The organism is Streptomyces sp. SM1, assembly GCF_002910825.1.
Lineage (GTDB): Bacteria > Actinomycetota > Actinomycetes > Streptomycetales > Streptomycetaceae > Streptomyces > Streptomyces okerensis.
In genome coordinates this window covers 1-20,040 of the sequence record NZ_NEUB01000866.1, presented here as the reverse complement: position 1 = coordinate 20,040, position 20,040 = coordinate 1, and the positions used below count along the sequence as shown (strand labels likewise).

The window sequence follows — 20,040 nt, the reverse complement described above, 5'->3', positions numbered from 1 at the left end:
CCGCCGGTTCCGTCCACTCCGCCCACCGCGGGCGTCGTACCGCCGCGGCCGGACGGGTCCCGCCCCGCCGAAACCGACCACCGGTCTTGACCCCCGTGGCGGAAGCCGGCCCTACCCGGCGGTGGCGAGGTGGGCGTTCACGGCGGCGACGCCGTCGACGCCCTGGCAGAGAGCCACGACCACCGGGACGAGGCGTGGTTCCGGTACGTGCCCCCGCAGGGTGACGACCCCGCCGCGTACCTCGACCGCGACGGTGCCCTCGTCCAGGGCGAGGATGCGTCCCAGCACGTCCTGCTCGACCTCGCCGCGGATCTCGGCGTCGGAGCGGATCAAGGCGTCGAGCAGGTCGCTGCGGGTGACGATGCCGGTGAGCAGTTCGTCGTCGCCGACCACCGGCAACTGCTTGACGTGCCGGCTGCGGAGTTCCCGCGCGGCCCGGGGGATCGTCCAGTCGGCGCGGGCGGTGAACACGGGGCTGCTCATGAGCTCACCCGCGGTCCGGGCCCGGGCCCTGTCCCACGAGCGCTCGTCGTCTCCGTCCTGCCCCTGCGCATCGGGCATGCCGGTCTCGTGCCGCAGCACGTCGGACGCGGACACGACCCCGACGGGAGAGCCGTCGTCGTCGACGACCGGAGCCGCCACGATGTCGTTCGCGTCGAGCAGGGCGGCGACCTCCTGCAACGGCGTGTCGGGACGGAAGGTGACGACCTCGTCCGTCATCACGTCACCGACCGTGCGGCGATACAGCATGGTCTCGGCCTCCTCCGCTGTGCGACGGGCCGACTCGGCCCGAGCCCGGCGACCGCGCGCGGCGCGTCCGCCACCCGGCTCCACCGGCCCGTCCACGCCGTCTCTCCCCACCATGACAGCACCGGGCCGCTCCGGCGACCAGTGCCGTTCGGCCCGGCGGGGAGGCCGGTGGTCCTCCGTCCAGGGGTACGGCGTCCGCCATGAACTCCGCCATGGACGAAGGTCACCCCGTGGCCGCCGCCCGGGTGGGCGGAGCCCCCCGGCTCAGCCGGGCTGCTGGAGCTGCGGCAGCACCTTGGTGCGGTAGAAGTCGAAGAAGCCGCGCAGATCGGGGCCGATCTGGTTGACGTAGATCCGGTCGAAGCCCGCCTCGGCGAACTGCCGGAGTTCGGCGACATGCTCGTCCACGTCGTCGCCGCACACCCGGTTCTCGCGCACCATGTCCTCGGTGACCAGGGTCTGCGCCTGCTCGAAGTGCTTCGGCGAGGGCAGCACCTGGCCCAGCTCGCCGGGCAGCTGTTCGTTCGCCCAGAGCCGGTGCACGGTACGCACGCACTCGTCGCGGTCGGTGCCGTAACAGACCTTGGTGCCGCCGCTGACCGGCTTCCCGCCGCCCCCGCCCTTGCGGTACTGCTCCACCATCGAGGTGTCCGGCATCATCGTGATGTAGCCGTCGCCGACCCGGGCCGCCAGCTTGGTCGCCGCCGGACCGAAGCCCGAGATGTCGATCGGGACGGGCTGGTCCGGGACCGTGTACAGGCGGGCGTTCTCCACCGTGTAGTGCGTGCCGTGGTGGTTGACCTCCTCGCCGGTGAACAGCCGGCGCATCACCTGGATGGCCTCCTCCAGCATCTCCAGGCGTACGTGGGCGGGCGGCCAGTGGTCGCCGAGGATGTGCTCGTTCAGCGCCTCGCCCGTGCCCACGCCCAGCCGGAACTCCCCCGGCGACATCACCGCGCTCGTGGCCGCCGCCTGCGCCACCACCGCCGGGTGCGTCCGCACGGTCGGGCAGGTCACCGCCGTCCCCACCGGCAGGGACACCGCCTCCGACAGCGCGCCGATCACCGACCACACGAAGGGGCTCTGCCCCTGCGCGTCGTTCCACGGGTGGAAGTGGTCCGAGATCCACAGGGCCTGGAATCCGGCCTGCTCGGCCATCCGCGCCTGCTCGATCAGCTCTGCGGGGCCGTACTGCTCGCACGAGAGGAAATAGCCGTACTCGGGCATGGGGGGTGCCTCCGCGACATGGGGGGTCCGGTTCCCGGGCCGGGTACCCGGGGGCCCGGGCGGAAACCGGCCGGACGTTTGGCGGCCCGGGCCAGGGGGACGCGGAAGTCTCCCGACGTACGCGACCGCGCCGGAGGCGAACCGTGAGTCGACCCCGCATAGTGATCGTCGGTGCCGGCTTCGCCGGATACCGCACGGCGCAGACCCTGTCCCGGCTGGCCAGGGGCCGCGCCGAGATCGTCCTGCTCAACCCGACCGACTACTTCCTGTACCTTCCGCTGCTGCCCCAGGTCGCGGCCGGCATCCTGGAGCCGCGCCGGGTCACCGTCTCCCTCTCCGGCACGCTGCCGCACGTGCGGCTGGTGCTGGGGGAGTCCGACCGCATCGACCTGGACGCGCGGCAGGTGCACTACACCGGGCCCGAGGGCGAGGGCGGCACCCTCTCCTACGACCGGCTGGTCCTCGCGGCCGGCAGCGTCAACAAGCTGCTGCCGATCCCCGGCGTCGCCGAGCACGCCCACGGCTTCCGCGGCCTGCCCGAGGCCCTGTACCTGCGCGACCACGTGACCCGTCAGGTGGAGCTCGCCGGCGCCACCGACGACCCGAGGAGCTGTGCCTCCCGCTGCACCTTCGTGGTGGTGGGCGCCGGCTACACCGGCACCGAAGTCGCCGCGCACGGGCAGCTGTTCACCGACTCCCAGGTCGACAGGCATCCCCTGCGGACCGGGATGCGGCCGCGCTGGCTGCTCCTCGACATCGCCGACCGGGTCCTGCCCGAGCTGGACGAACGGCTCTCCCGAACGGCCGACGACGTGCTGCGCGAGCGGGGCGTCGACGTACGGATGGGCACCTCGGTGAAGGAGGCCACGCACGAGGGAGTGCTGCTGACCGACGGGGAGTTCGTCGACACGCAGACGCTGGTGTGGTGCGTGGGCGTCCGCCCCGACCCGCTCGCCGAGTCCCTCGGGCTGCCGATGGAACGCGGGCGGCTGCTGGTCGACCCGCACCTCCAGGTGCCGGGGCGGCCGGAGGTGTTCGCCTGCGGTGACGCCGCGGCGGTGCCCGATCTGGAGAAGCCGGGGTCGTACACCCCGATGACCGCGCAGCACGCCTGGCGGCAGGGCAAGGTGTGCGGGCACAACATCGCCGCCTCGTTCGGCGAGGGTCGGCGCCGCGCCTACCGGCACAAGGACATGGGGTTCGTGGTGGACCTGGGCGGCGTCAAGGCCGCAGCCAACCCGCTCGGCGTGAACCTCTCCGGGGTGGCCGCGGGCGCGGTCACCCGCGGTTACCACCTCGCCGCGATGCCCGGCAACCGGGTGCGGGTGGCCGCCGACTGGCTCCTCGACGCCGTACTGCCCCGCCAGGCCGTCCAGTTGGGCCTCGTACGCTCCTGGTCGGTGCCGCTGGACACGGCGTCCCCGGAACTGCCACGCGTACCGGGCAAGCCGGAGCGGGACCAGGAACCGGAGCAGGAGCCGTCCCGGCCGGGTACGGGTGCGGAACGGGCGAAGAGCCGGCCGGGCGGCGAGGCCGCGAACGATCAGCCCGGCGAGGAACCCGCCAAGGGCCGGCCCGGTGGTGAGCCGGCGAAGAACCAGCCCGGTGGGGAACCGGCGAAGAACCAGCCCGGTGGTGAGCCGGCGAAGAACCAGCCCGGTGGGGAACCGGCGAAGAACCAGCCCGGTGGGGAACCCGCCAAGAGTCAGTCCGCCGTCGTGCCGCCGCCCGATCAGCCGCCGCCCGGGCCGGATGTCGCGCCCGGACCCGTCAGGCGTACCGACCGCTTTACCGAAGGAGACTCATGAGCACCGGTGAACTCGTCGATCTCGCACAGCAGTTGCGCGTGGACAGTGTCCGCGCCGCAGCCGCCGCGGGCTCCGGGCACCCCACGTCGTCCATGTCGGCGGCGGACCTGACGGCCGTCCTGTTCGCCCGCCACTTCCGTTACGACTTCGAACGCCCCGACCACCCGGCCAACGACCGCTTCGTCCTTTCCAAGGGCCACGCCTCGCCCCTGATGTACGCCACCTACAAGGCGGCCGGCGCCATCGACGACGAGGAACTGCTGACCTTCCGCGAGAAGGGCAGCCGCCTCGAGGGACACCCCACCCCCAGGCAGCTGCCCTGGGTCGAGACGGCCACCGGGTCCCTGGGCCAGGGCCTTCCCGTCGGCGTCGGTATCGCGCTGGCCGGGAAGCGGCTGGACCACGCCGACTACCGGGTGTGGGTGCTGTGCGGGGACAGCGAGCTGGCCGAGGGCTCGGTGTGGGAGGCGGCCGAGCACGCCTCGTACGAGAACCTCGACAACCTCACGGTGATCGTGGACGTCAACCGGCTGGGCCAGCGCGGCGCCACCCGGCACGGTCACGACCTCGACGCCTACGCCCGCCGCTTCCAGGCCTTCGGCTGGCACACCGTCGAGGTGGACGGCCACGACGTGGACGCCGTCGACCGCGCCTACGGCGAGGCCCTCTCCACCAGGGGCCAGCCCACCGCGGTCATCGCCCGCACCCTCAAGGGCAAGGGCGTCGAGTCGGTCCAGGACCGCGAGGGTCTGCACGGCAAGCCGCTGCCGGAGGCCGAGGAGGCCGTCGCCGAGCTCGGCGGCCCGCGCGGCCTGCGCCTCCGGGTGGGGACTCCGTCCCCCGACGGAGCCGGAGCACCGTCCGCCCGTCGCCGTACCGGGACTCCCGGCCTGCCCCGCTGGGACAAGGGCGAGGAGGTGGCCACCCGCAACGCCTTCGGCGAGGCACTGGCCGCTCTCGGCACCGCCCGGGACGACGTCGTCGCCCTCGACGGGGAGGTCGGCGACTCCACCCGCGCGGAGTTCTTCGCCAAGGAGCACCCCGAGCGCTACATCGAGTGCTACATCGCCGAGCAGCAGATGGTCGCGGCGGCGGTGGGTGTCGCGGCGCGCGGCTGGACGCCGTACGCGTCCACCTTCGCGGCGTTCCTCACCCGCGCCCACGACTTCATCCGCATGGCGTCGGTCAGCGGTTCCGGCATCTGTCTCGTCGGCTCGCACGCCGGCGTCGCCATCGGCCAGGACGGCCCCAGCCAGATGGGCCTGGAGGACCTGGCGATGATGCGCGCCGTGCACGGCTCCACGGTGCTGTACCCGTGCGACGCCAACCAGACCGCACACCTGGTCGCCGCGATGGCCGACCTCGACGGCATCCGCTACCTGCGCACCTCGCGCGGCGAGAGCGCGGTGGTCTACGGCCCCGACGAGGAGTTCCCGGTCGGCGGCAGCAAGGTGCTGCGCTCCTCCGGCGAGGACCGGCTCACCCTGGTCGCCGCGGGCGTCACCGTGCCCGAGGCGCTCGCCGCCGCGGAGGCCCTGGAGGGCGAGGGCATCGCCGTACGGGTGATCGACCTGTACTCGGTGAAGCCGGTCGACCGGGAGACGCTGCGCACGGCCGCCGAGGAGACCGGCTGTCTGATGACCGTCGAGGACCACCACCCGGAGGGCGGTCTCGGGGACGCGGTCGCGGAGGCCTTCGGCGACGGACGTCCCGTACCGCGCCTGGTGCGCCTCGCCGTGCGGAACATGCCGGGTTCGGCCTCTCCCCAGGAGCAGCTGAACGCCGCCGGCATCGACGCCGAGTCGATCGCGGCGGCCGGCCGGCTGCTGGTGGGGGAGGCGGTCGTGTCGTGAGCGGCGACCGGTCGCGCACCGTACGGGCCGGCCGTCGCACGGTGGAGATCCACCGGCCGGACAAGGTGCTCTTCCCCGGCGGCGGGGGCGCCGGGGAGTACACGAAGGGCGACCTCGTCGAGTACCACCGGGCCGTCGCCCCGTACATGCTGCCGCACCTGCGGGGCCGGCCGCTGATGCTGGACCGCCGCCCGGACGGCATCGGCGGCCCCGCCTTCATGCAGAAGAACACCCCGGACAGCTATCCGGACTGGATCACCCGTGCCGAGGTCGCGAAGGAGGGCGGCACTGTCACCCACACCGTGTGCGACAGTGCCGCCACCCTCCTCTTCCTCGTCGACCAGGCGAGCATCACCCTGCACCGCTGGCTGTCCCGTACCCACCGGACCGGCCACCCCGACCGGCTGGTGTTCGACCTCGACCCGTCGGGGGACGACTTCGAGGCGGTCCGGGAGGCGGCGCGGCTGCTGGGGGAACTGCTCGAGGAGCTGAAGCTGCCCTCGGCGCTGATGACCACCGGCTCCCGGGGCCTGCACGTGATCGTTCCGCTGACCGGCAACCACGACTTCGACGACGTGCGTGCCTTCGCCCGTGACGTCGCCGACACTCTCGCCGGCGCCCACCCCGACCGGCTCACCACCGCCGCCCGCAAGAAGGACCGCGGCGACCGGCTCTACCTCGACATCCAGCGCAACGCCTACGCGCAGACCGCGGTCGCGCCGTACACCGTCCGTGCCCTGCCGGGTGCCCCCGTCGCCGTGCCCGTCTCCTGGGACCGGCTGGACGATCCGGAGCTGCACGCCCGCCGCTGGACCGTCGCCGACGCCGTCGAACAGGCCCGCACCGACCCGTGGGACGGCCTGCTGAGCCGGGGACGCTCGCTGGGTCCGGCCCGCCGCAGGCTGGCGGGGCTGCGGGGCTGACCCCGGGGGACCACAGCGGCCGGGTGCGCCACCCGGCCGTGGCAACCGGGTGAGCCCTGGAGGTTTGGCGAACAGACTTGCGGCCACACGGAGGGGGAGGTGGCCATGTCGAACACGAAGAACACCGAAGAGTCACAGGGTTCACAGGAAACGCAGGATTCACCGGAATCCGGTTCCCAGAGCTCACAGAGGTCCCGCAAGCGGACCGACGACAACAGAACCGCGAAACGGCCCGGCCCGATGGAGGTGCTGCGCCAGGCGCGCGGACAGCTCGCGGAGCTCACCGGGATGGAGGCCGAGTCCGTGTCGTCCTTGGAGCAGACGGAGGAGGGCTGGGCGCTGGAGGTCGAGGTCCTCGAGCTCGAGCGCGTGCCCGACACGATGAGCCTGATGGCGAGTTACCAGGTGGAGCTGGACCCGGACGGGCAGCTCACCGGTTACCGGCGGGTCCGCCGCTACGAGCGGGGACGGGCCGACGCTCGCGGCCGATAGGCCGTTCGACCGGACCCGCGACCACATACAAGGGAGGAACGTCCGGCATGACAGTTGTACCGGCACAGCAGACCGGTGGTGGGGGCGGCAGCAGCGGCCTCTACGACGTGCTGGAGCTTGTCCTGGACAGGGGGCTCGTCATCGACGCATTCGTGCGCGTGTCCCTGGTCGGCATCGAGATTCTCAAGATCGACATCCGGGTGGTCGTCGCCAGCGTCGACACCTATCTCCGTTTCGCCGAGGCGTGCAACCGCCTCGACCTGGAGGCCGGGCCCCGCAAGAGCCCGGGCCTGCCCGAGATCGTCGGCGAGGTCACCGAGTCCGGCGCCCGCGGCAAGTCGAAGGGCGCCCTCTCCGGTGCCGCCGAGACCATCTCCGACGCCTTCAAGCAGTCGCGTGAGGAAGCTTCCGAGCGCGAGACCGAGTCCCGCCCGCGTGCCCGCAAGAGCACGGCCACCCGCCGGAAGGAGGAGCAGGAGTGAGCACCTACGTCTACGGCATCACGGCGGTGTCGCACCCGGCGCTGCCCGAGGGCATGGGCGGAGTCGGCGATCCGCCGCGCCCGGTGCGCATCCTGCGGCAGGGCGAGCTGGCGGCCGTCGTCAGTGACGCCCCCGAAGGGCTGCGCCCCAAGCGCAGGGAACTGCTCGCCCACCAGAACGTCCTCAGCGAGATCGGCGCGGCGGGCTGTGTGCTGCCCATGCGGTTCGGCAGCGTCGCCCCGGACGACGACGCCGTCACCGGTGTCCTCGCCGAGCGTGCCGAGCACTACCGCGAGCGGCTGCACGCGCTGGACGACCGGGTCGAGTACAACGTCAAGGCCAACCACATCGAGGAGGCCGTACTCCACCACGTGATGGCCGGCAACCCGGAGATCCGCGCCCTCGCGGAGGCCAACCGGCAGTCCGGCGGCGGCGCTTACGAGGGCAAGATCCGGCTCGGCGAGATGGTCGCCGCGGCGGTCAAGGACAGGGAGTCCGAGGACGGTACCGCGCTGGAGAGCGCCCTGGAGGGGGCCGCCGACGCGGTGAGCGTGGGCCCCGAGTCCACCGGCTGGCTCGCCAACGTCTCCTACCTGGTGAAACGGGAGACGGCGGAGGACTTCCTGGCCGCGGTGGAGCAGGTCCGCAAGGACATGCCCCACCTCGAGGTACGTCTGAACGGTCCGCTTCCCCCGTACAGCTTCGTCGAGCCCGGACCGGCCGAGCCGGCGGGCACCGTCGCGGGTGGGGCGGAGACCGGAACGAGGTGACGTCATGGGCCTGATCTCGGAGGTGCTGCTGCTGCCGTTCGCCCCGGCACGGGCCGGCGGCTGGGCCATCCGGCAGGTGGTACAGGAGGCGGAGCGCATCTACTACGACCCTGCCACGATCCGCGCCGAGCTGGCCCGCCTGGAGGAGCAGTTGGAATCCGGAGAGATCACCGAGGAGGAGTTCGACCGGCAGGAGGACGAACTCCTCGACCGGTTGGAGACCGCGACGCGCACAGGCGCGGGTAGTGGGGACGGGACGGCACGATGAATCGAATGGGAATGGGCCTCGCGATCGGGGCCGGATATCTCCTCGGACGCACGAAGAAGCTCAAGATGGCGGTTGCCGTCGGCGGGCTGGTGGCGGGCAAGAAGCTCAACCTCAGCCCGCGGATGGTCGCCGATCTGGTCTCGCAGCAGTTGCGCGACAACCCGCAGTTCAAGGAGCTCGGTGATCAGGTGCGGGGCGATCTGCGCGGGGTCGGCAAGGCCGCCTCCGGCGCGCTGGTCGAGCGGCAGCTCGGCTCGCTCGCCGACCGGCTGCACGGCCGTACCGCCGAGATGCGCGAGGAGCTGGCCGGCGGCGGCCGGGACCGGACGGAGGGCGGCGAGGACGCCGACGACGAACCGGAGGACCGCGAGCCCTCCGAGGAGGACCGCGAGCCCTCCGAGGAGGACCGCGAGCCCTCCGAGGAGGACGGCGAGGAACCCGAGGACCGGGAGGACGAGGACCGGGAGGACGAGGACCGAGAGGACCACGAGGACGGCGGGGATGAGCCGTCCGCCGAGCGGCCGGCGAAGAAGGCCGCCGCCAAGAAGGCGCCGGCGAAGAAGGCCGGGCCGGCGAAGAAGACCGCGGGCAGGAGGACGGCTCCCGCGAAGAAGACGGCCGCGAAGAAGACCGCGGCGGGCCCCCGGGCCGCCCGTCCCCGCACGTCGAAGGGAGGCGGTGAGCGATGACCGAGACCATCGGAAAGGCCGGCTCCGCAGCGCGCGACGGAGCGAAGGGCGCCGCTAACGGCGCCGCGAACAACCCGCTCGCCGGCATAGCCCACAGCGAGGCCGCGGACCGGCTGAAGGCAGAACTGCAGGAGTACCTCGCGGCCCAGGCCACCCGCATGCTGAGCGGCCTCGGCCACAAGCTCGGCGACACCACGAACAAGCTCAATGACATCGCCGAGGGCAACAGTCCGGGCTTCGCCAAGATCGCCGTCGACGGCGGCCGCAAGCTCGCCGAGGGCAAGGGACCGCTGCGCAGCGCCGTCGAACTGGGCGCCTCGCAGGCGAAGGACAAGGTGAAGGGCGCGCTGAAGGGCCTGGGCGGCGGCAAGGGCAAGCGCAAGCGCTCGTCCGGCAACAAGCCCACCGTCATCATCGAGCACATCGACGTCGGGGTGCCCCTGCGCACGGCCTACGACCAGTGGACCCAGTACCAGGACTTCAGCACCTTCGCCAAGGGCGTCAAGAGCGCCAACAAGGCCGACGACACCACGTCGGACTGGCAGGCGAAGATCTGGTGGTCGAACCGCGGCTGGAAGGCGCAGACCACGGAGCAGGTCCCCGACGACCGCATCGCCTGGTCCTCGGAGGGCGCCAAGGGCACGACGAAGGGTGTCGTCTCCTTCCACAGCCTCGGCGACAACCTCACCCGGGTGCTGCTGGTCATCGAGTACTACCCGTCGGGCTTCTTCGAGAAGACAGGCAACATCTGGCGCGCCCAGGGCCGCCGCACCCGGCTCGACCTGAAGAACTTCGCCCGCTTCATCACCATCAAGGGCGAGGCCGAGGACAGCTGGCGCGGTGAGATCCGTGACGGCGAGGTCGTCCGCGGCCACGAGGACGCGCTGGCCGAGGAGGAGGAAGCGGACTCCGGGGAGGACTCGACGGAGGAGGACTCCCGCGACTCCGGGGAGGACGAGGCCCCGGACGACGAGTACGGCGAGGACGAGGAGTACGAGGACGAGGAGGAACCCCGCTCCGGATCCGGGGACGCCGAGGAGGAGGACGAGCCGGAGTCCGAGGAGGCACCCGCCGACGAGTACGAGGAGGACGAGTACCCGGAGGAGGAGTACGAGGACCAGGACGACACCGGGTCCGAGGCCGAGGCTGATGAGCCCGAGGACGGGCCCGAGGACGAGCGCGTCGAGAGCCGGAGCCGCCGATGACCACCCCCAGCCGGCTTCCCGATCCGTACGGATCGGGAAGCGGCGCCAATCTCGCCGACATCCTGGAAAGGGTGCTCGACAAGGGTGTGGTGATCGCGGGGGACATCCGGATCAACCTGCTCGACATCGAGCTCCTCACCATCAAGCTGCGCCTGGTCGTCGCCTCCGTCGACAAGGCGAAGGAGATGGGGATCGACTGGTGGGAGTCCGACCCGGCGCTGTCCTCGCGCGCCCGCCGTGACGAGCTGACGAGGGAGAACGCCGAGCTGCGTGAGCGGCTGGCCCGGCTGGAAGAACTGGAACTGGAGCCCCGTCGCGCAGAGGAGGAGAGCCCGTGACCGGACTGCGGTACGTCTACGCGGTCTGCCGCCCCTTCGGTACGCCGCTCCAGTCGCAGCTGACCGGAGTCGGCGGCGATCCGCCCCGCCTGCTGCCCCACGGGGACCTGGTGGCGGTCGTCAGCCATGTGCCCGAGGCGGACTTCGCGGAGGAGCCGCTGCGGGCTCATCTGGAGGACCTCGACTGGCTGACCGGGGTCGCCCGCGCCCACCAGGGCGTGATCGACGCGCTCACCACCGTCACGACCCCGCTGCCGCTGCGGCTGGGCACCGTGTTCCGCGACGACAGCGGGGTGCGGACGATGCTCGAGGGGCAGAAGGAGAGCTTCCTGGGCACCCTGGACCGGCTGGAGGGCCGGGTCGAGTGGGGCGTCAAGGTGTTCATCGAGGCGGATCCGGCGCAGGAGACGCCCGCCACGCCGTCGCCGAAGCCGGCGTCCGGCCGGGACTATCTTCGGCAGCGCCGCATGCGGACGAAGTCGCAGGACGACCTGTGGCAGCAGGCCGAGACCTTCGCGACCCGGCTGCACGAGACCCTTTCCGGGAGCGCCGACGACGCCCGGCTGCACGCGCCGCAGAACCCGACGCTCTCCGGCGTCTCCGGGCGCAACGTGCTCAATGCCGCGTACCTGGTGCCCCGTGTGAAGTCCGAGGAGTTCGTGGAGCGGGTGGACCGGACGAAGGACGGGACTCCCGGCATACGGGTCGAACTCACCGGTCCGTGGGCGGCCTATTCGTTCGCCGGCGAGGAAGCGGCAGGGCAGGAGGGCACGTGACCGTCGTCGAACGCCGCGAGATAGCCCTGGTGGACCTGCTCGACCGGCTCCTGGCCGGCGGAGTCGTCATCAAGGGCGACATCACGTTGCGCATCGCGGACGTCGACCTGGTCCGTATCGACCTCAACGCGCTCATCAGCTCGGTGAACGCGCAGGTCCCGTCCCCCTTCGAGGAGTCCCCGTGACGGCCGGCCCCGACCCCGACCACGGCCCCGACCGCGGTGCCGTGCCGCACGACGGTGCCGTGCCGCACGACGGCCGGCGGCGGCTCGACCTGGAGCCGGACACGGTCGAACGCGATCTGATCAAACTGGTGCTCACCGTCGTGGAGCTGCTGCGCCAGCTCATGGAACGGCAGGCGCTGCGCCGGTTCGACGAGGGCGATCTCAGCGAGGAGCAGGAGGAACGCGTCGGGCTGACGCTCATGCTGCTGGAGGACCGGATGGCGGAACTGCGGAACCGGTACGGACTGCGGCCGGAGGACCTGAACCTGGACCTCGGGCCGCTCGGACCGCTGCTTCCCCGCAACTGAGTCCCCGCAAGCCGGGGCCGGGAGGCCGGACCCCCCCGGTGACGGAAGCGGAGAATTCCCCGGGACCGGGTAAGGGTCCCGGGGAGTTCCGCGTTCGGGCTACCGGGTTCCGCGTTCGCGGTTCTCAGGACTCTTCGCGGCAGAGGATCTCCGCGTGCAGCACGCTGAACCAGCCGTCCTCCCGTGCGCCCCACTCGCGCCACGCGGCGGCCACCTCCCGCAGCTGCTCGCCGGTGGCGTGGCCCCCTTCCACGGCACGCTCCGCATAGGCCGACGCCACGGTGCGGTCCGCCCACAGCCCGCTCCACCAGGACCGCTCCTCCTCGGTGGAGAAGGTCCAGGTGTCCGAGGTCGCGGTGATGTCGGTGAACCCCGCGGCCAGCGCCCAGGACTTCAGCCGCCGTCCGGCGTCCGGCTCGCCCCCGTTGGCCCGGGCCACCCGCCGGTACAGCTCCAGCCAGTCGTCCATGCCGGGCGACAGGGGATACCAGGTCATCGCCGCGTAGTCCGAGTCCCGTACGGCGACGAAACCGCCCGGCGCGGTCACCCGGCGCATCTCGCGCAGCGCCCGGACCGGATCGCCCACATGCTGAAGCACCTGGTGGGCGTGGACCACATCGAAGGTGTCGTCCGGGAAGTCCAGCGTGTGCACGTCCCCCGTCACGAAGTCCACGTTGGTCAGCGCTCGTTCGGCGGCCACCGCACGGGCCCGTTCCAGGATCCCCGGCTCCCGGTCGAGACCGGTGACGTGTCCGTCGGGGACGAGTGCCGCCAGGTCCGCGGTGATGGTGCCCGGCCCGCACCCGATGTCCAGGACGCGCATACCGGGCCTCAGGGCCCCGAGGAGATACCCCGCCGAGTTCTCCGCGGTCCGCCAGGTGTGCGACCGCAGTACCGACTCGTGGTGCCCGTGGGTGTAGACGGCGGTCTCCCGCGCTTCCGGCATATGAGCCCACCCCTTCCGCTCTCGCGTCTCGTAGAGGGCCCTCACGCTACCCGCATCGGCCGGATGATGAGACTCCAATATCACATATTGGACCGAGGGTCTTTCGTAATCGGTTTGCGCCCCGCGCCGACGACCCCGCACAATCCCCACCATGGGCCACCTGGAAGCTGCACATCTCGAGTACTACCTCCCCGACGGGAGGGCCCTCCTGGGCGATGTGTCCTTCCGGGTCGGAGAGGGCGCGGTGATGGCCCTGGTGGGCCCCAACGGCGCGGGAAAGACCACTCTGCTCCGCCTCCTCGCCGGCGAACTCAAGCCGCACGGCGGATCCGTCACCGTCACCGGCGGCCTCGGCGTCATGCGCCAGTTCGTCGGCTCCGTACGGGACGACACGACCGTACGCGACCTGCTCGTCTCCGTCGCCACGCCACGGATCAGGGATGCGGCCCACGCCGTCGACCGGGCCGAGCACGCCCTCATGACCGTCGACGACGAGGCCGCCCAGCTCGGCTACGCGCAGGCCCTCGCCGACTGGGCCGAGGCCCGCGGCTACGAGGCGGAGACCCTGTGGGACATGTGCACCACGGCCGCGCTCGGCATCCCCTACGAGAAGGCCCAGTGGCGCCAGGTCCGCACCCTCTCCGGAGGCGAGCAGAAGCGGCTGGTCCTCGAGGCGCTGCTGCGCGGCACCGACCAGGTCCTCCTCCTCGACGAGCCCGACAACTACCTCGACGTACCCGGCAAGCGCTGGCTGGAGGAACGGCTCGAGGAGACCCGCAAGACCGTCCTGTTCGTCTCCCACGACCGGGAACTCCTCGCCCGCGCCGCCCAGCGCGTCGTCTCCCTCGAACCGGGCCCCGCCGGCGCCGACGCCTGGGTGCACGGCGCGGGCTTCGCCACCTACCACGACGCGCGCCGTGAACGCTTCGCCCGCTTCGAGGAGTTGCGGCGCCGCTGGGACGAGAAGCACGCCCAGCTCAAGAAGCTCGTGCTGAACCTGCGCCAGGCCGCGGCGAACAGCCCGGACATGGCCTCCCGCTACCAGGCCGCCCAGACCAGACTGCGCAAGTTCGAGGAGGCGGGCCCTCCGCCCGAGCCGCCCCGCGAGCAGAACATCACCATGCGCCTGAAGGGCGGCCGCACCGGCGTCCGTGCCGTCACCTGCGACCGGCTGGAACTCACCGGCCTGATGAAGCCGTTCGACCTGGAGGTGTTCTACGGCGAGCGGGTCGCCGTGCTCGGCTCCAACGGCTCCGGCAAGTCGCACTTCCTGCGGCTGCTCGCCGGGGACGACGTGGCCCACACGGGCGGGTGGCGCCTCGGCGCCCGCGTCGTTCCCGGCCACTTCGCGCAGACACACGCCCACCCCGAGCTGGAGGGCCGCACCCTCCTGGACATCCTGTGGAAGGAACACGCCCAGGACCGGGGAGCGGCCATGTCCCGGCTGCGCCGCTACGAACTCACCGGCCAGGCCGAGCAGACCTTCGAGCGGCTCTCCGGCGGCCAGCAGGCCCGTTTCCAGATCCTGCTGCTGGAGCTCCAGGGTGTCACGGCCCTGCTGCTCGACGAGCCGACCGACAACCTCGACCTGGAGTCGGCCGAGGCACTGCAGGAGGGCCTGGAGGCCTTCGAGGGCACGGTCCTCGCGGTCACCCACGACCGCTGGTTCGCCCGCTCCTTCGACCGTTACCTGGTCTTCGGCGAAGACGGCAACGTCCGGGAAACCCCGGACCCGGTCTGGGACGAACGCCGCGTGACCCGCTCCCGCTGACCCCCTCAGGGGCGCGGGGAACCGCGCGAACGGGGGTCTGGGGGCGAAGCCCCCAGGATGGGACGGAAGGGGCGGCGGGGGCGCAAAAACCTGCGCTCCCCCACACCCGCCTCACCAGCGCAGCAACGCCCCCAGCCCGCCGGCAGGCGCGTCCTCCCGCGGCCCCGCCGCGTCGACCGCCAGCGCGGGCGCGTCCGTGGCGACCACCGACCGGATCAGCGCGTCGTCCGCCCGGGCCGCCCAGGAGTTCTGCTCACCCAGCACCTTCAGATCCGTACGCCGTACGGCCAGCTGGTCCGGATCCTCACCGATCCACACCTCCCGGTGCGCGTCCGGCCCGTCCGGCCGGATCAGCAGTTCGTCGATGCGGTGCTCGCGCGCCGCTTCGACCAGCGCGGGCACCCCCTCCACCGCCCCGGCGCGGCCCTCGTCGTCGGTTCCGCGGGCGGCGAGGAACCGGTCCAGCTCGGCGGCGGCGCGGCTGTGCACGTGCTCCGCGCGGATCCGCTCGACGTCGTCGTCGAGCAGCCTGCTGCCCGCTCCGTGCGGGGCCTCGGCCACCAGACCCTCCAGCCGCTGCGGCAGCCGCTCGCGCACGGCACGCCGCTCCCGGTCGTCACCGACCAGGATCAGCAGATCGGCACCGGTCTCCTCCTGGCAGACCGCGAGCGCGTCGGCGATCTCCGCGGCGTTGTGCTCCCAGGTGTTCTCCACCCGCAGCTGGAAATGCCGCTCCGACCAGTCCGCGGAGGCGGTCCGGTGCAGCGGCCACTGACGTCCGGTGATCCCCCCTGCGTCGTCCCGGCCCAGGGCACTGCGCAGCTCGAAGTCCGCGCCCCTGCGGTCCACATGGGCGACCACGCACACGGGGTCCTCACCGGCCAGCTCGAGCAGCGGTGCCACTCGCGGCAGCGGCGCCCACTCGGCCCAGTCGCGCCCGGGGGCCCGGGCCAGCGGCGGGTCGAGGACCACCTCGCCGTCCCGGGCGAACAGGGCCCGGCCCGGCGGTCCGCCGGAGTGCCGCAGCTCCTCGACGGCGCGGCTCACCGCCCGGCAGGTCGCCTCGTCCGCACCCTGGCCGGCCAGCTCCTGCGCCATCGCGCGGGCCGTCAGCTGCCGTTCGTGGGGGGTGTTCTCCGTGTGCCGGGAGGTGTCGACGTATACGGAGGCCCAGGGGCCGGGACGTTCGTAGAGTGGATACAGGAATGCGAGTTCCATGGTTCCCTCCCGGTTGTCGTGCGGGTAGTGCTCATGCCGCCGGGCGGGTACCCGGAGCCCATGGACGCACACGACGAACGGGGCACCACGATGACCGGAGTCGAGCCGGACCGCCTGGACGACCAGCAGCTCATGAAGGAGCTGGAGACCATCCACCGCACGCGCCACGACACGCTGCTGTACGGCTCCAACGGCGCGCTGCGGGCCCACAACGACCGGATGGCGCAACTGGAGGGCGAGTATCTGCGCCGCAACCCGCGCCGCCCGGTGGCCGCGGGCCGCACCCGTGAGGGGGCCCGCGAGCGGAGCGCCGCGAACGCGACGACACCCACGACTCCGGGAACCTGACCGCGGCGGCACGGCCACCACCCACCCGGGACCCGCCGCCCCCGCACCGGCGACCGCGCACGCCGACGGGGCCCGCGCGTACGCGGGCCCCGTCCGTGGTGCTGACGCTCCCGTTCCGTGACGGGCGCGTTTCGGCGTCTCAGGCCGCTTCCGCCGCCTCGAACACCTCCAGACAGGTTTCGCAGAACGCCTTCAGATCGTCCGGCTTGCGGCTGGTGACCAGCTTGTTCGGCCCGTGGTCGCAGGTCTTCACCTGCTCGTCGACCCAGGTCCCGCCGGCGTTGCGGATGTCGGTCCGCAGGCTGGGCCAGCTCGTCAGTTCCCGGCCCCGCACGACGTCGGCCTCCACGAGGGTCCACGGGGCGTGGCAGATCGCCGCGACCGGACGGCCCTGCTCGAAGAAGTCCCGGACGAACGAGACCGCCTTGTCGTCCATGCGCAGGAGGTCCGGGTTGGCCACCCCGCCCGGCAGCACCAGTCCGCCGAAGGAGTCCGCCGACGTCTCACCGACGACCTCCTGCACGGGGAACGTGTCCGCCTTGTCGAGATGGTCGAACGCCTGGATCCTGCCCGACTGCGTGGACACGAGCACGGCTTCGTGACCGGCGTCCGCGGCAGCCTGCCACGGCTCGGTCAGCTCCACCTGCTCGACGCCCTCGGGTGCGGTCAGAAATGCGATGCGCATGTGGGTTCCTACGTCCCTTCGTCAGATCGGGCGGCGGTCGTACGCCGCTCTCGTCGGGTCCACGCGACCGGTGCCGCCCGGCACCGGTCCGGGGTCCCGTGCCCCGGCCGGATCGCAAAGTGCGGGCAGGCCCCGCCGGGGTCCGGCACCCCGGTCCGTACGGTGATGCCGCGGTCGGTGGGCACAGCGGCGCCTCTTCTCCGGCTCCGGGTGCCGCCGTCTCCGTTCCGTTCCCGCCTTTCGCGGCCGGCGCGCCTCGCCCGACCGCCCCGTGGGACGGTCCGGCGCGGTGCCCCGGCAGGGGCCGGTCACGCGGTCTCCGTCTCCCGGGTCCCGGTCAGCGCCTCGGCCAGTTCCTGGACGCTGGTGTAGCGGGCCCGGCGCGGCAGCCGCTCCAGTGCCTCGATCAGCGCATCGGGCGCGTGCCGCCGGTCCAGTGCGCGCATCAGCTCCCGCGGGCCCGCGGGAAACGCCCCACGGGTCAGGGTCCTGGCCAGTTCCAGCCGCACCGACTCCAGTGACGTCGGGCCGCGGCCCGGTGTCACCGGGCCGTGCGCGACCTCGGGGTCGTCGTCGGCGAACGGCTCCGGGTCGTTCCACTCCTCGGTGCGGGTGGGGTGCCCGGACCTCAGCAGGCCCTGCAGTTCGTGCTTCATCTCGTCGTCACGATGGACGCTGAGCCGGTCACTGCCTCGCTGCATGTCTCCCTCCAGATCCTTCGGGGGTCCGCACCGCGTACCCGGCGAGCGGAGGCCGACACAGGGTTCGGGCGGTGGATCGTCACGGCCCGGGTTTGGCCCCCGGACGCCGGGAGACCCGGAGGAAACACCCCCCCCACGAGCCTCCTTGGAAAGGTCCGGCGATGGCGGTGCTCGCCCTGCTCATCCCTTCCTTCATGCTCGGTGTGATCCTGATGCTGGGCCGCTACGAAGACCTCCTGCTGCCCCCCGCGCAGCCACCGGAGGAATCCGCCGAACCCGGACTGGGACGTTTGGGGCGGTGAAGCGGGGGAATGCGCAGGTGGAGTGCTTCGGACAGGAGGCACGTCCGTGGACGCGGCCAGGCGCCGCCGCTCCGGGTGCACCTGTCCCCCGGCCGGTGCGCCTCCCACGGTGACGTCCCCGAGCACCTCCGAGGGAGAGGCGAGGCGCCATGCCGACCCGAGCGACCGCGAAGCAGCACCCGCACGACGACGCCCCCGACACCGCGGCAGCCTTCCGCAGGCTCGCCGCGCTGCCCGACGGTGTGGAGCGCGACGCGCTCCGCGACGGGATCGTCGAGGCGTGGCTGCCCATGGCCGACCGTCTCGCCGGACGGTTCCGCAGCCGCGGTGAGAGCTTCGACGACCTGCGGCAGGTCGCCGCACTGGGACTGGTGAAGGCTGTCGACCGGTACGACCCCGGCCTCGGCAGCGCCTTCGAGAGCTACGCCGTGCCGACCATCACCGGCGAGATCAAGCGGCACTTCCGCGACCACATGTGGACCCTGCACGTACCGCGCCGGGTCCAGGAGCTGCGCAACCGCGTCCGGGGCGCCTCGCAGGACCTCTCCCAGACCACCCCCGGCGGCCGGCCGACCGTGGCCGAGATCGCCGAGCGCGCCGGCCTCAGCGAGGAGGACGTCCGCACCGGTCAGGAGGCGCTGGAGAGCTTCAGCGCGCTGTCCCTGGACGCCGCGCTGCCCGGCAGCGACGACGGCTACTCGCTCGGCGACGCCCTCGGGGCGCCCGACCCGGCGCTGGACACCGTGGTCGACCGTGAGGCCGTCAAGGAGCGGCTGGCCGCGCTGCCGGAGCGGGAGCGGACCATCCTCTACATGCGCTTCTTCGGTGACATGCCCCAGAGCGGCATCGCCGAGGAGCTGGGCATCTCGCAGATGCACGTCTCCCGGCTGATCAGCCGTTGCTGCGGGCGGGTCCGGGAACAGGTCATGAGCGACGCCGACGAGGACTGACGGGCCACTTCACCCGCCCGGGTGCGCCGGGTCCCGCCAATGGTGTCCGGCCGCGCGCGGCGTGGCGGCGGGCGGGCTGTGATGGCTGTGGGGCAACCGATGGCCGTGCCCCGCCGTCGCTCGAAGGAGCCCGCACCATGCGCCGCACCGCTCGCGCCCTGTCCCTCGCCGCCGTCGCCGGCACCGTCCTCGGCGCGCTCGCACCCGCCGCGTTCGCGGGAACGGTTCCGGGCAGCGGACCGTCGTGGGGCACGGCCACCCATTCACCCTGCCCGGAGCCAGGGGGGCACGGCTGGGAGGGGTACGCGTCGCGCAGCGCCCAGCCGGGCGTGGCCGAGGGACAGACCTCGGAGCTGGAGGCCGTGGAGCCGGAGATCCCCGGAGAGGAAGCCCTCGACGAAGCTCTCGGGGAGGAGCAGTTCCTCGAGCCGGAGGCGACGGTCCCGGACGTGCTCCCCGAGGGCGCCGAGATCCCGCCCCCCGCGGACAGCGACGCGGCCGCACCGCAGGCCATGGAGCCCGGGACCATGGATCTGAGGACCACCGGCCCGAGAACCACCGGACCGACGCCGGTGAAACCCGAACCGGTGAAACCCGAACCGGTGAAGCCCGAGCCCACCGCGTCCGGGAGCACCCACTGCGCCCCCACCCCGACTGCCGGTCCCGCGCACGAGGGCGTCCACGCGGGCGCGGGCGGTGCCTTCACCGACTCCGTGCCCGCCCTGGCCGCGGGCGGTCTGCTGATCGCGGGCGCGTTCGGCGCCGCCGCCCACCGGCTGTACCGGGACCGCGCCGGCCGCGAGGACGCCTGACAGCGGCCGCCCGTGCCGCGCGACCCGGACCGGCACCCATGACACGCGGCACGCTGGGTACTGGCTGACCGAGGACGGCACGAGCGCCACAGGAGCACGCAGCACAGCACAGGAGCACCGGCGTACGGCACCGGGGAACCAGGGACTGCGCGGAGGCAGGGATGCGGCGGACGGATCCGGAAGGCCACGGCCCC

Annotated in this window: 24 protein-coding genes; 18 read left to right on the top strand and 6 right to left on the bottom strand. The window is 72.5% G+C overall.

All coding sequences use genetic code 11. The features are described 5' to 3' along the window. Positions 1-111 precede the first annotated feature (111 nt). Both B9S61_RS28835 and B9S61_RS28830 read right to left on the bottom strand, forming a co-directional pair. Complete coding sequence (locus tag B9S61_RS28835; protein ID WP_103544862.1) at positions 112-750, bottom strand: CBS domain-containing protein; 639 nt, start codon at positions 748-750, stop codon at positions 112-114. Between the two features lie 264 nt (positions 751-1,014). Continuing rightward, complete coding sequence (locus B9S61_RS28830) at positions 1,015-1,977, bottom strand: LLM class F420-dependent oxidoreductase (protein WP_103544861.1); 963 nt, start codon at positions 1,975-1,977, stop codon at positions 1,015-1,017. A gap of 143 nt (positions 1,978-2,120) precedes the next feature. Between B9S61_RS28830 and B9S61_RS28825 the strand changes: the two genes are divergently transcribed. The 13 genes from B9S61_RS28825 to B9S61_RS28765 all read left to right on the top strand — a co-directional run bounded on the left by B9S61_RS28825 (position 2,121) and on the right by B9S61_RS28765 (position 12,113). Further along, a complete protein-coding gene (locus tag B9S61_RS28825) occupies positions 2,121-3,785 on the top strand; it encodes an NAD(P)/FAD-dependent oxidoreductase (RefSeq protein WP_103544860.1) in 1,665 nt (554 codons plus the stop codon). Beyond that, positions 3,782-5,638, top strand: coding sequence for a transketolase (locus tag B9S61_RS28820; RefSeq protein WP_103544859.1), 1,857 nt, complete (start codon positions 3,782-3,784; stop codon positions 5,636-5,638). Before B9S61_RS28825 ends, B9S61_RS28820 begins: the two co-directional genes overlap by 4 nt. Further along, positions 5,635-6,561: a non-homologous end-joining DNA ligase gene (gene ligD, locus B9S61_RS28815; protein WP_103544858.1), complete on the top strand. Its 927-nt coding sequence runs from the start codon at positions 5,635-5,637 to the stop codon at positions 6,559-6,561. Before B9S61_RS28820 ends, ligD begins: the two co-directional genes overlap by 4 nt. A gap of 105 nt (positions 6,562-6,666) precedes the next feature. Beyond that, positions 6,667-7,053 carry a gas vesicle protein gene (locus B9S61_RS28810; RefSeq protein ID WP_103544864.1) on the top strand — a complete coding sequence of 129 codons (387 nt, stop codon included), beginning with the start codon at positions 6,667-6,669 and terminating at the stop codon, positions 7,051-7,053. 47 nt (positions 7,054-7,100) lie between these two features. Continuing rightward, positions 7,101-7,535: a gas vesicle structural protein GvpA gene (locus B9S61_RS28805; protein WP_103544857.1), complete on the top strand. Its 435-nt coding sequence runs from the start codon at positions 7,101-7,103 to the stop codon at positions 7,533-7,535. Beyond that, positions 7,532-8,305 carry a GvpL/GvpF family gas vesicle protein gene (locus B9S61_RS28800; protein WP_103544856.1) on the top strand — a complete coding sequence of 258 codons (774 nt, stop codon included), beginning with the start codon at positions 7,532-7,534 and terminating at the stop codon, positions 8,303-8,305. Before B9S61_RS28805 ends, B9S61_RS28800 begins: the two co-directional genes overlap by 4 nt. A 4-nt stretch (positions 8,306-8,309) precedes the next feature. Then, a complete protein-coding gene (locus B9S61_RS28795) occupies positions 8,310-8,573 on the top strand; it encodes a gas vesicle protein GvpG (RefSeq protein ID WP_103544855.1) in 264 nt (87 codons plus the stop codon). Then, positions 8,570-9,262, top strand: a complete 693-nt coding sequence (locus tag B9S61_RS28790) for a DNA primase (protein ID WP_103544854.1) — start codon at positions 8,570-8,572, stop codon at positions 9,260-9,262. Before B9S61_RS28795 ends, B9S61_RS28790 begins: the two co-directional genes overlap by 4 nt. Beyond that, positions 9,259-10,467: an SRPBCC family protein gene (locus tag B9S61_RS28785; protein WP_103544853.1), complete on the top strand. Its 1,209-nt coding sequence runs from the start codon at positions 9,259-9,261 to the stop codon at positions 10,465-10,467. Before B9S61_RS28790 ends, B9S61_RS28785 begins: the two co-directional genes overlap by 4 nt. Beyond that, positions 10,464-10,805 (top strand): gas vesicle protein, encoded by a 342-nt coding sequence (locus B9S61_RS28780; RefSeq protein WP_103544852.1) that lies wholly within the window; start codon positions 10,464-10,466, stop codon positions 10,803-10,805. The genes B9S61_RS28785 and B9S61_RS28780 overlap by 4 nt, the downstream gene beginning before the upstream one ends. After that, positions 10,802-11,581 (top strand): GvpL/GvpF family gas vesicle protein, encoded by a 780-nt coding sequence (locus tag B9S61_RS28775; RefSeq protein ID WP_103544851.1) that lies wholly within the window; start codon positions 10,802-10,804, stop codon positions 11,579-11,581. Before B9S61_RS28780 ends, B9S61_RS28775 begins: the two co-directional genes overlap by 4 nt. Continuing rightward, positions 11,578-11,766, top strand: a complete 189-nt coding sequence (locus B9S61_RS28770; RefSeq protein ID WP_103544850.1) for a gas vesicle protein — start codon at positions 11,578-11,580, stop codon at positions 11,764-11,766. The genes B9S61_RS28775 and B9S61_RS28770 overlap by 4 nt, the downstream gene beginning before the upstream one ends. A 41-nt stretch (positions 11,767-11,807) precedes the next feature. Then, positions 11,808-12,113: a gas vesicle protein K gene (locus tag B9S61_RS28765; RefSeq protein WP_181007586.1), complete on the top strand. Its 306-nt coding sequence runs from the start codon at positions 11,808-11,810 to the stop codon at positions 12,111-12,113. 124 nt (positions 12,114-12,237) lie between these two features. Here B9S61_RS28765 and B9S61_RS28760 read toward each other — a convergent pair whose 3' ends face one another. Further along, positions 12,238-13,059 carry a methyltransferase domain-containing protein gene (locus tag B9S61_RS28760; RefSeq protein ID WP_103544849.1) on the bottom strand — a complete coding sequence of 274 codons (822 nt, stop codon included), beginning with the start codon at positions 13,057-13,059 and terminating at the stop codon, positions 12,238-12,240. 151 nt (positions 13,060-13,210) lie between these two features. Here B9S61_RS28760 and B9S61_RS28755 point away from each other — a divergent pair, with 151 nt between their 5' ends. Further along, a complete protein-coding gene (locus B9S61_RS28755) occupies positions 13,211-14,830 on the top strand; it encodes an ABC-F family ATP-binding cassette domain-containing protein (RefSeq protein ID WP_103544848.1) in 1,620 nt (539 codons plus the stop codon). A gap of 111 nt (positions 14,831-14,941) precedes the next feature. Here B9S61_RS28755 and B9S61_RS28750 read toward each other — a convergent pair whose 3' ends face one another. Further along, entirely contained in the window at positions 14,942-16,048 is a 1,107-nt protein-coding gene (locus B9S61_RS28750; protein ID WP_103544847.1) for a Vms1/Ankzf1 family peptidyl-tRNA hydrolase, read from the bottom strand. Between the two features lie 60 nt (positions 16,049-16,108). Here B9S61_RS28750 and B9S61_RS28745 point away from each other — a divergent pair, with 60 nt between their 5' ends. Then, positions 16,109-16,396 carry a DUF6158 family protein gene (locus B9S61_RS28745; protein ID WP_103544846.1) on the top strand — a complete coding sequence of 96 codons (288 nt, stop codon included), beginning with the start codon at positions 16,109-16,111 and terminating at the stop codon, positions 16,394-16,396. A gap of 139 nt (positions 16,397-16,535) precedes the next feature. Here the strand turns inward: B9S61_RS28745 and B9S61_RS28740 are convergent, their stop codons facing one another. Further along, positions 16,536-17,081 (bottom strand): type 1 glutamine amidotransferase domain-containing protein, encoded by a 546-nt coding sequence (locus tag B9S61_RS28740; RefSeq protein WP_103544845.1) that lies wholly within the window; start codon positions 17,079-17,081, stop codon positions 16,536-16,538. Between the two features lie 308 nt (positions 17,082-17,389). After that, on the bottom strand, positions 17,390-17,782 hold the full coding sequence (locus tag B9S61_RS28735; RefSeq protein WP_103544844.1) for a DUF2795 domain-containing protein: 393 nt from the start codon (positions 17,780-17,782) through the stop codon (positions 17,390-17,392). A gap of 161 nt (positions 17,783-17,943) precedes the next feature. Between B9S61_RS28735 and B9S61_RS41130 the strand changes: the two genes are divergently transcribed. From B9S61_RS41130 to B9S61_RS28725, 3 genes are all read left to right on the top strand, one after another. Further along, complete coding sequence (locus tag B9S61_RS41130) at positions 17,944-18,084, top strand: hypothetical protein (protein ID WP_181007585.1); 141 nt, start codon at positions 17,944-17,946, stop codon at positions 18,082-18,084. A gap of 149 nt (positions 18,085-18,233) precedes the next feature. Beyond that, positions 18,234-19,034, top strand: a complete 801-nt coding sequence (locus B9S61_RS28730; RefSeq protein WP_103544843.1) for an RNA polymerase sigma factor SigF — start codon at positions 18,234-18,236, stop codon at positions 19,032-19,034. 137 nt (positions 19,035-19,171) lie between these two features. After that, positions 19,172-19,846: a hypothetical protein gene (locus B9S61_RS28725; protein WP_103544842.1), complete on the top strand. Its 675-nt coding sequence runs from the start codon at positions 19,172-19,174 to the stop codon at positions 19,844-19,846. Positions 19,847-20,040 lie beyond the last annotated feature (194 nt).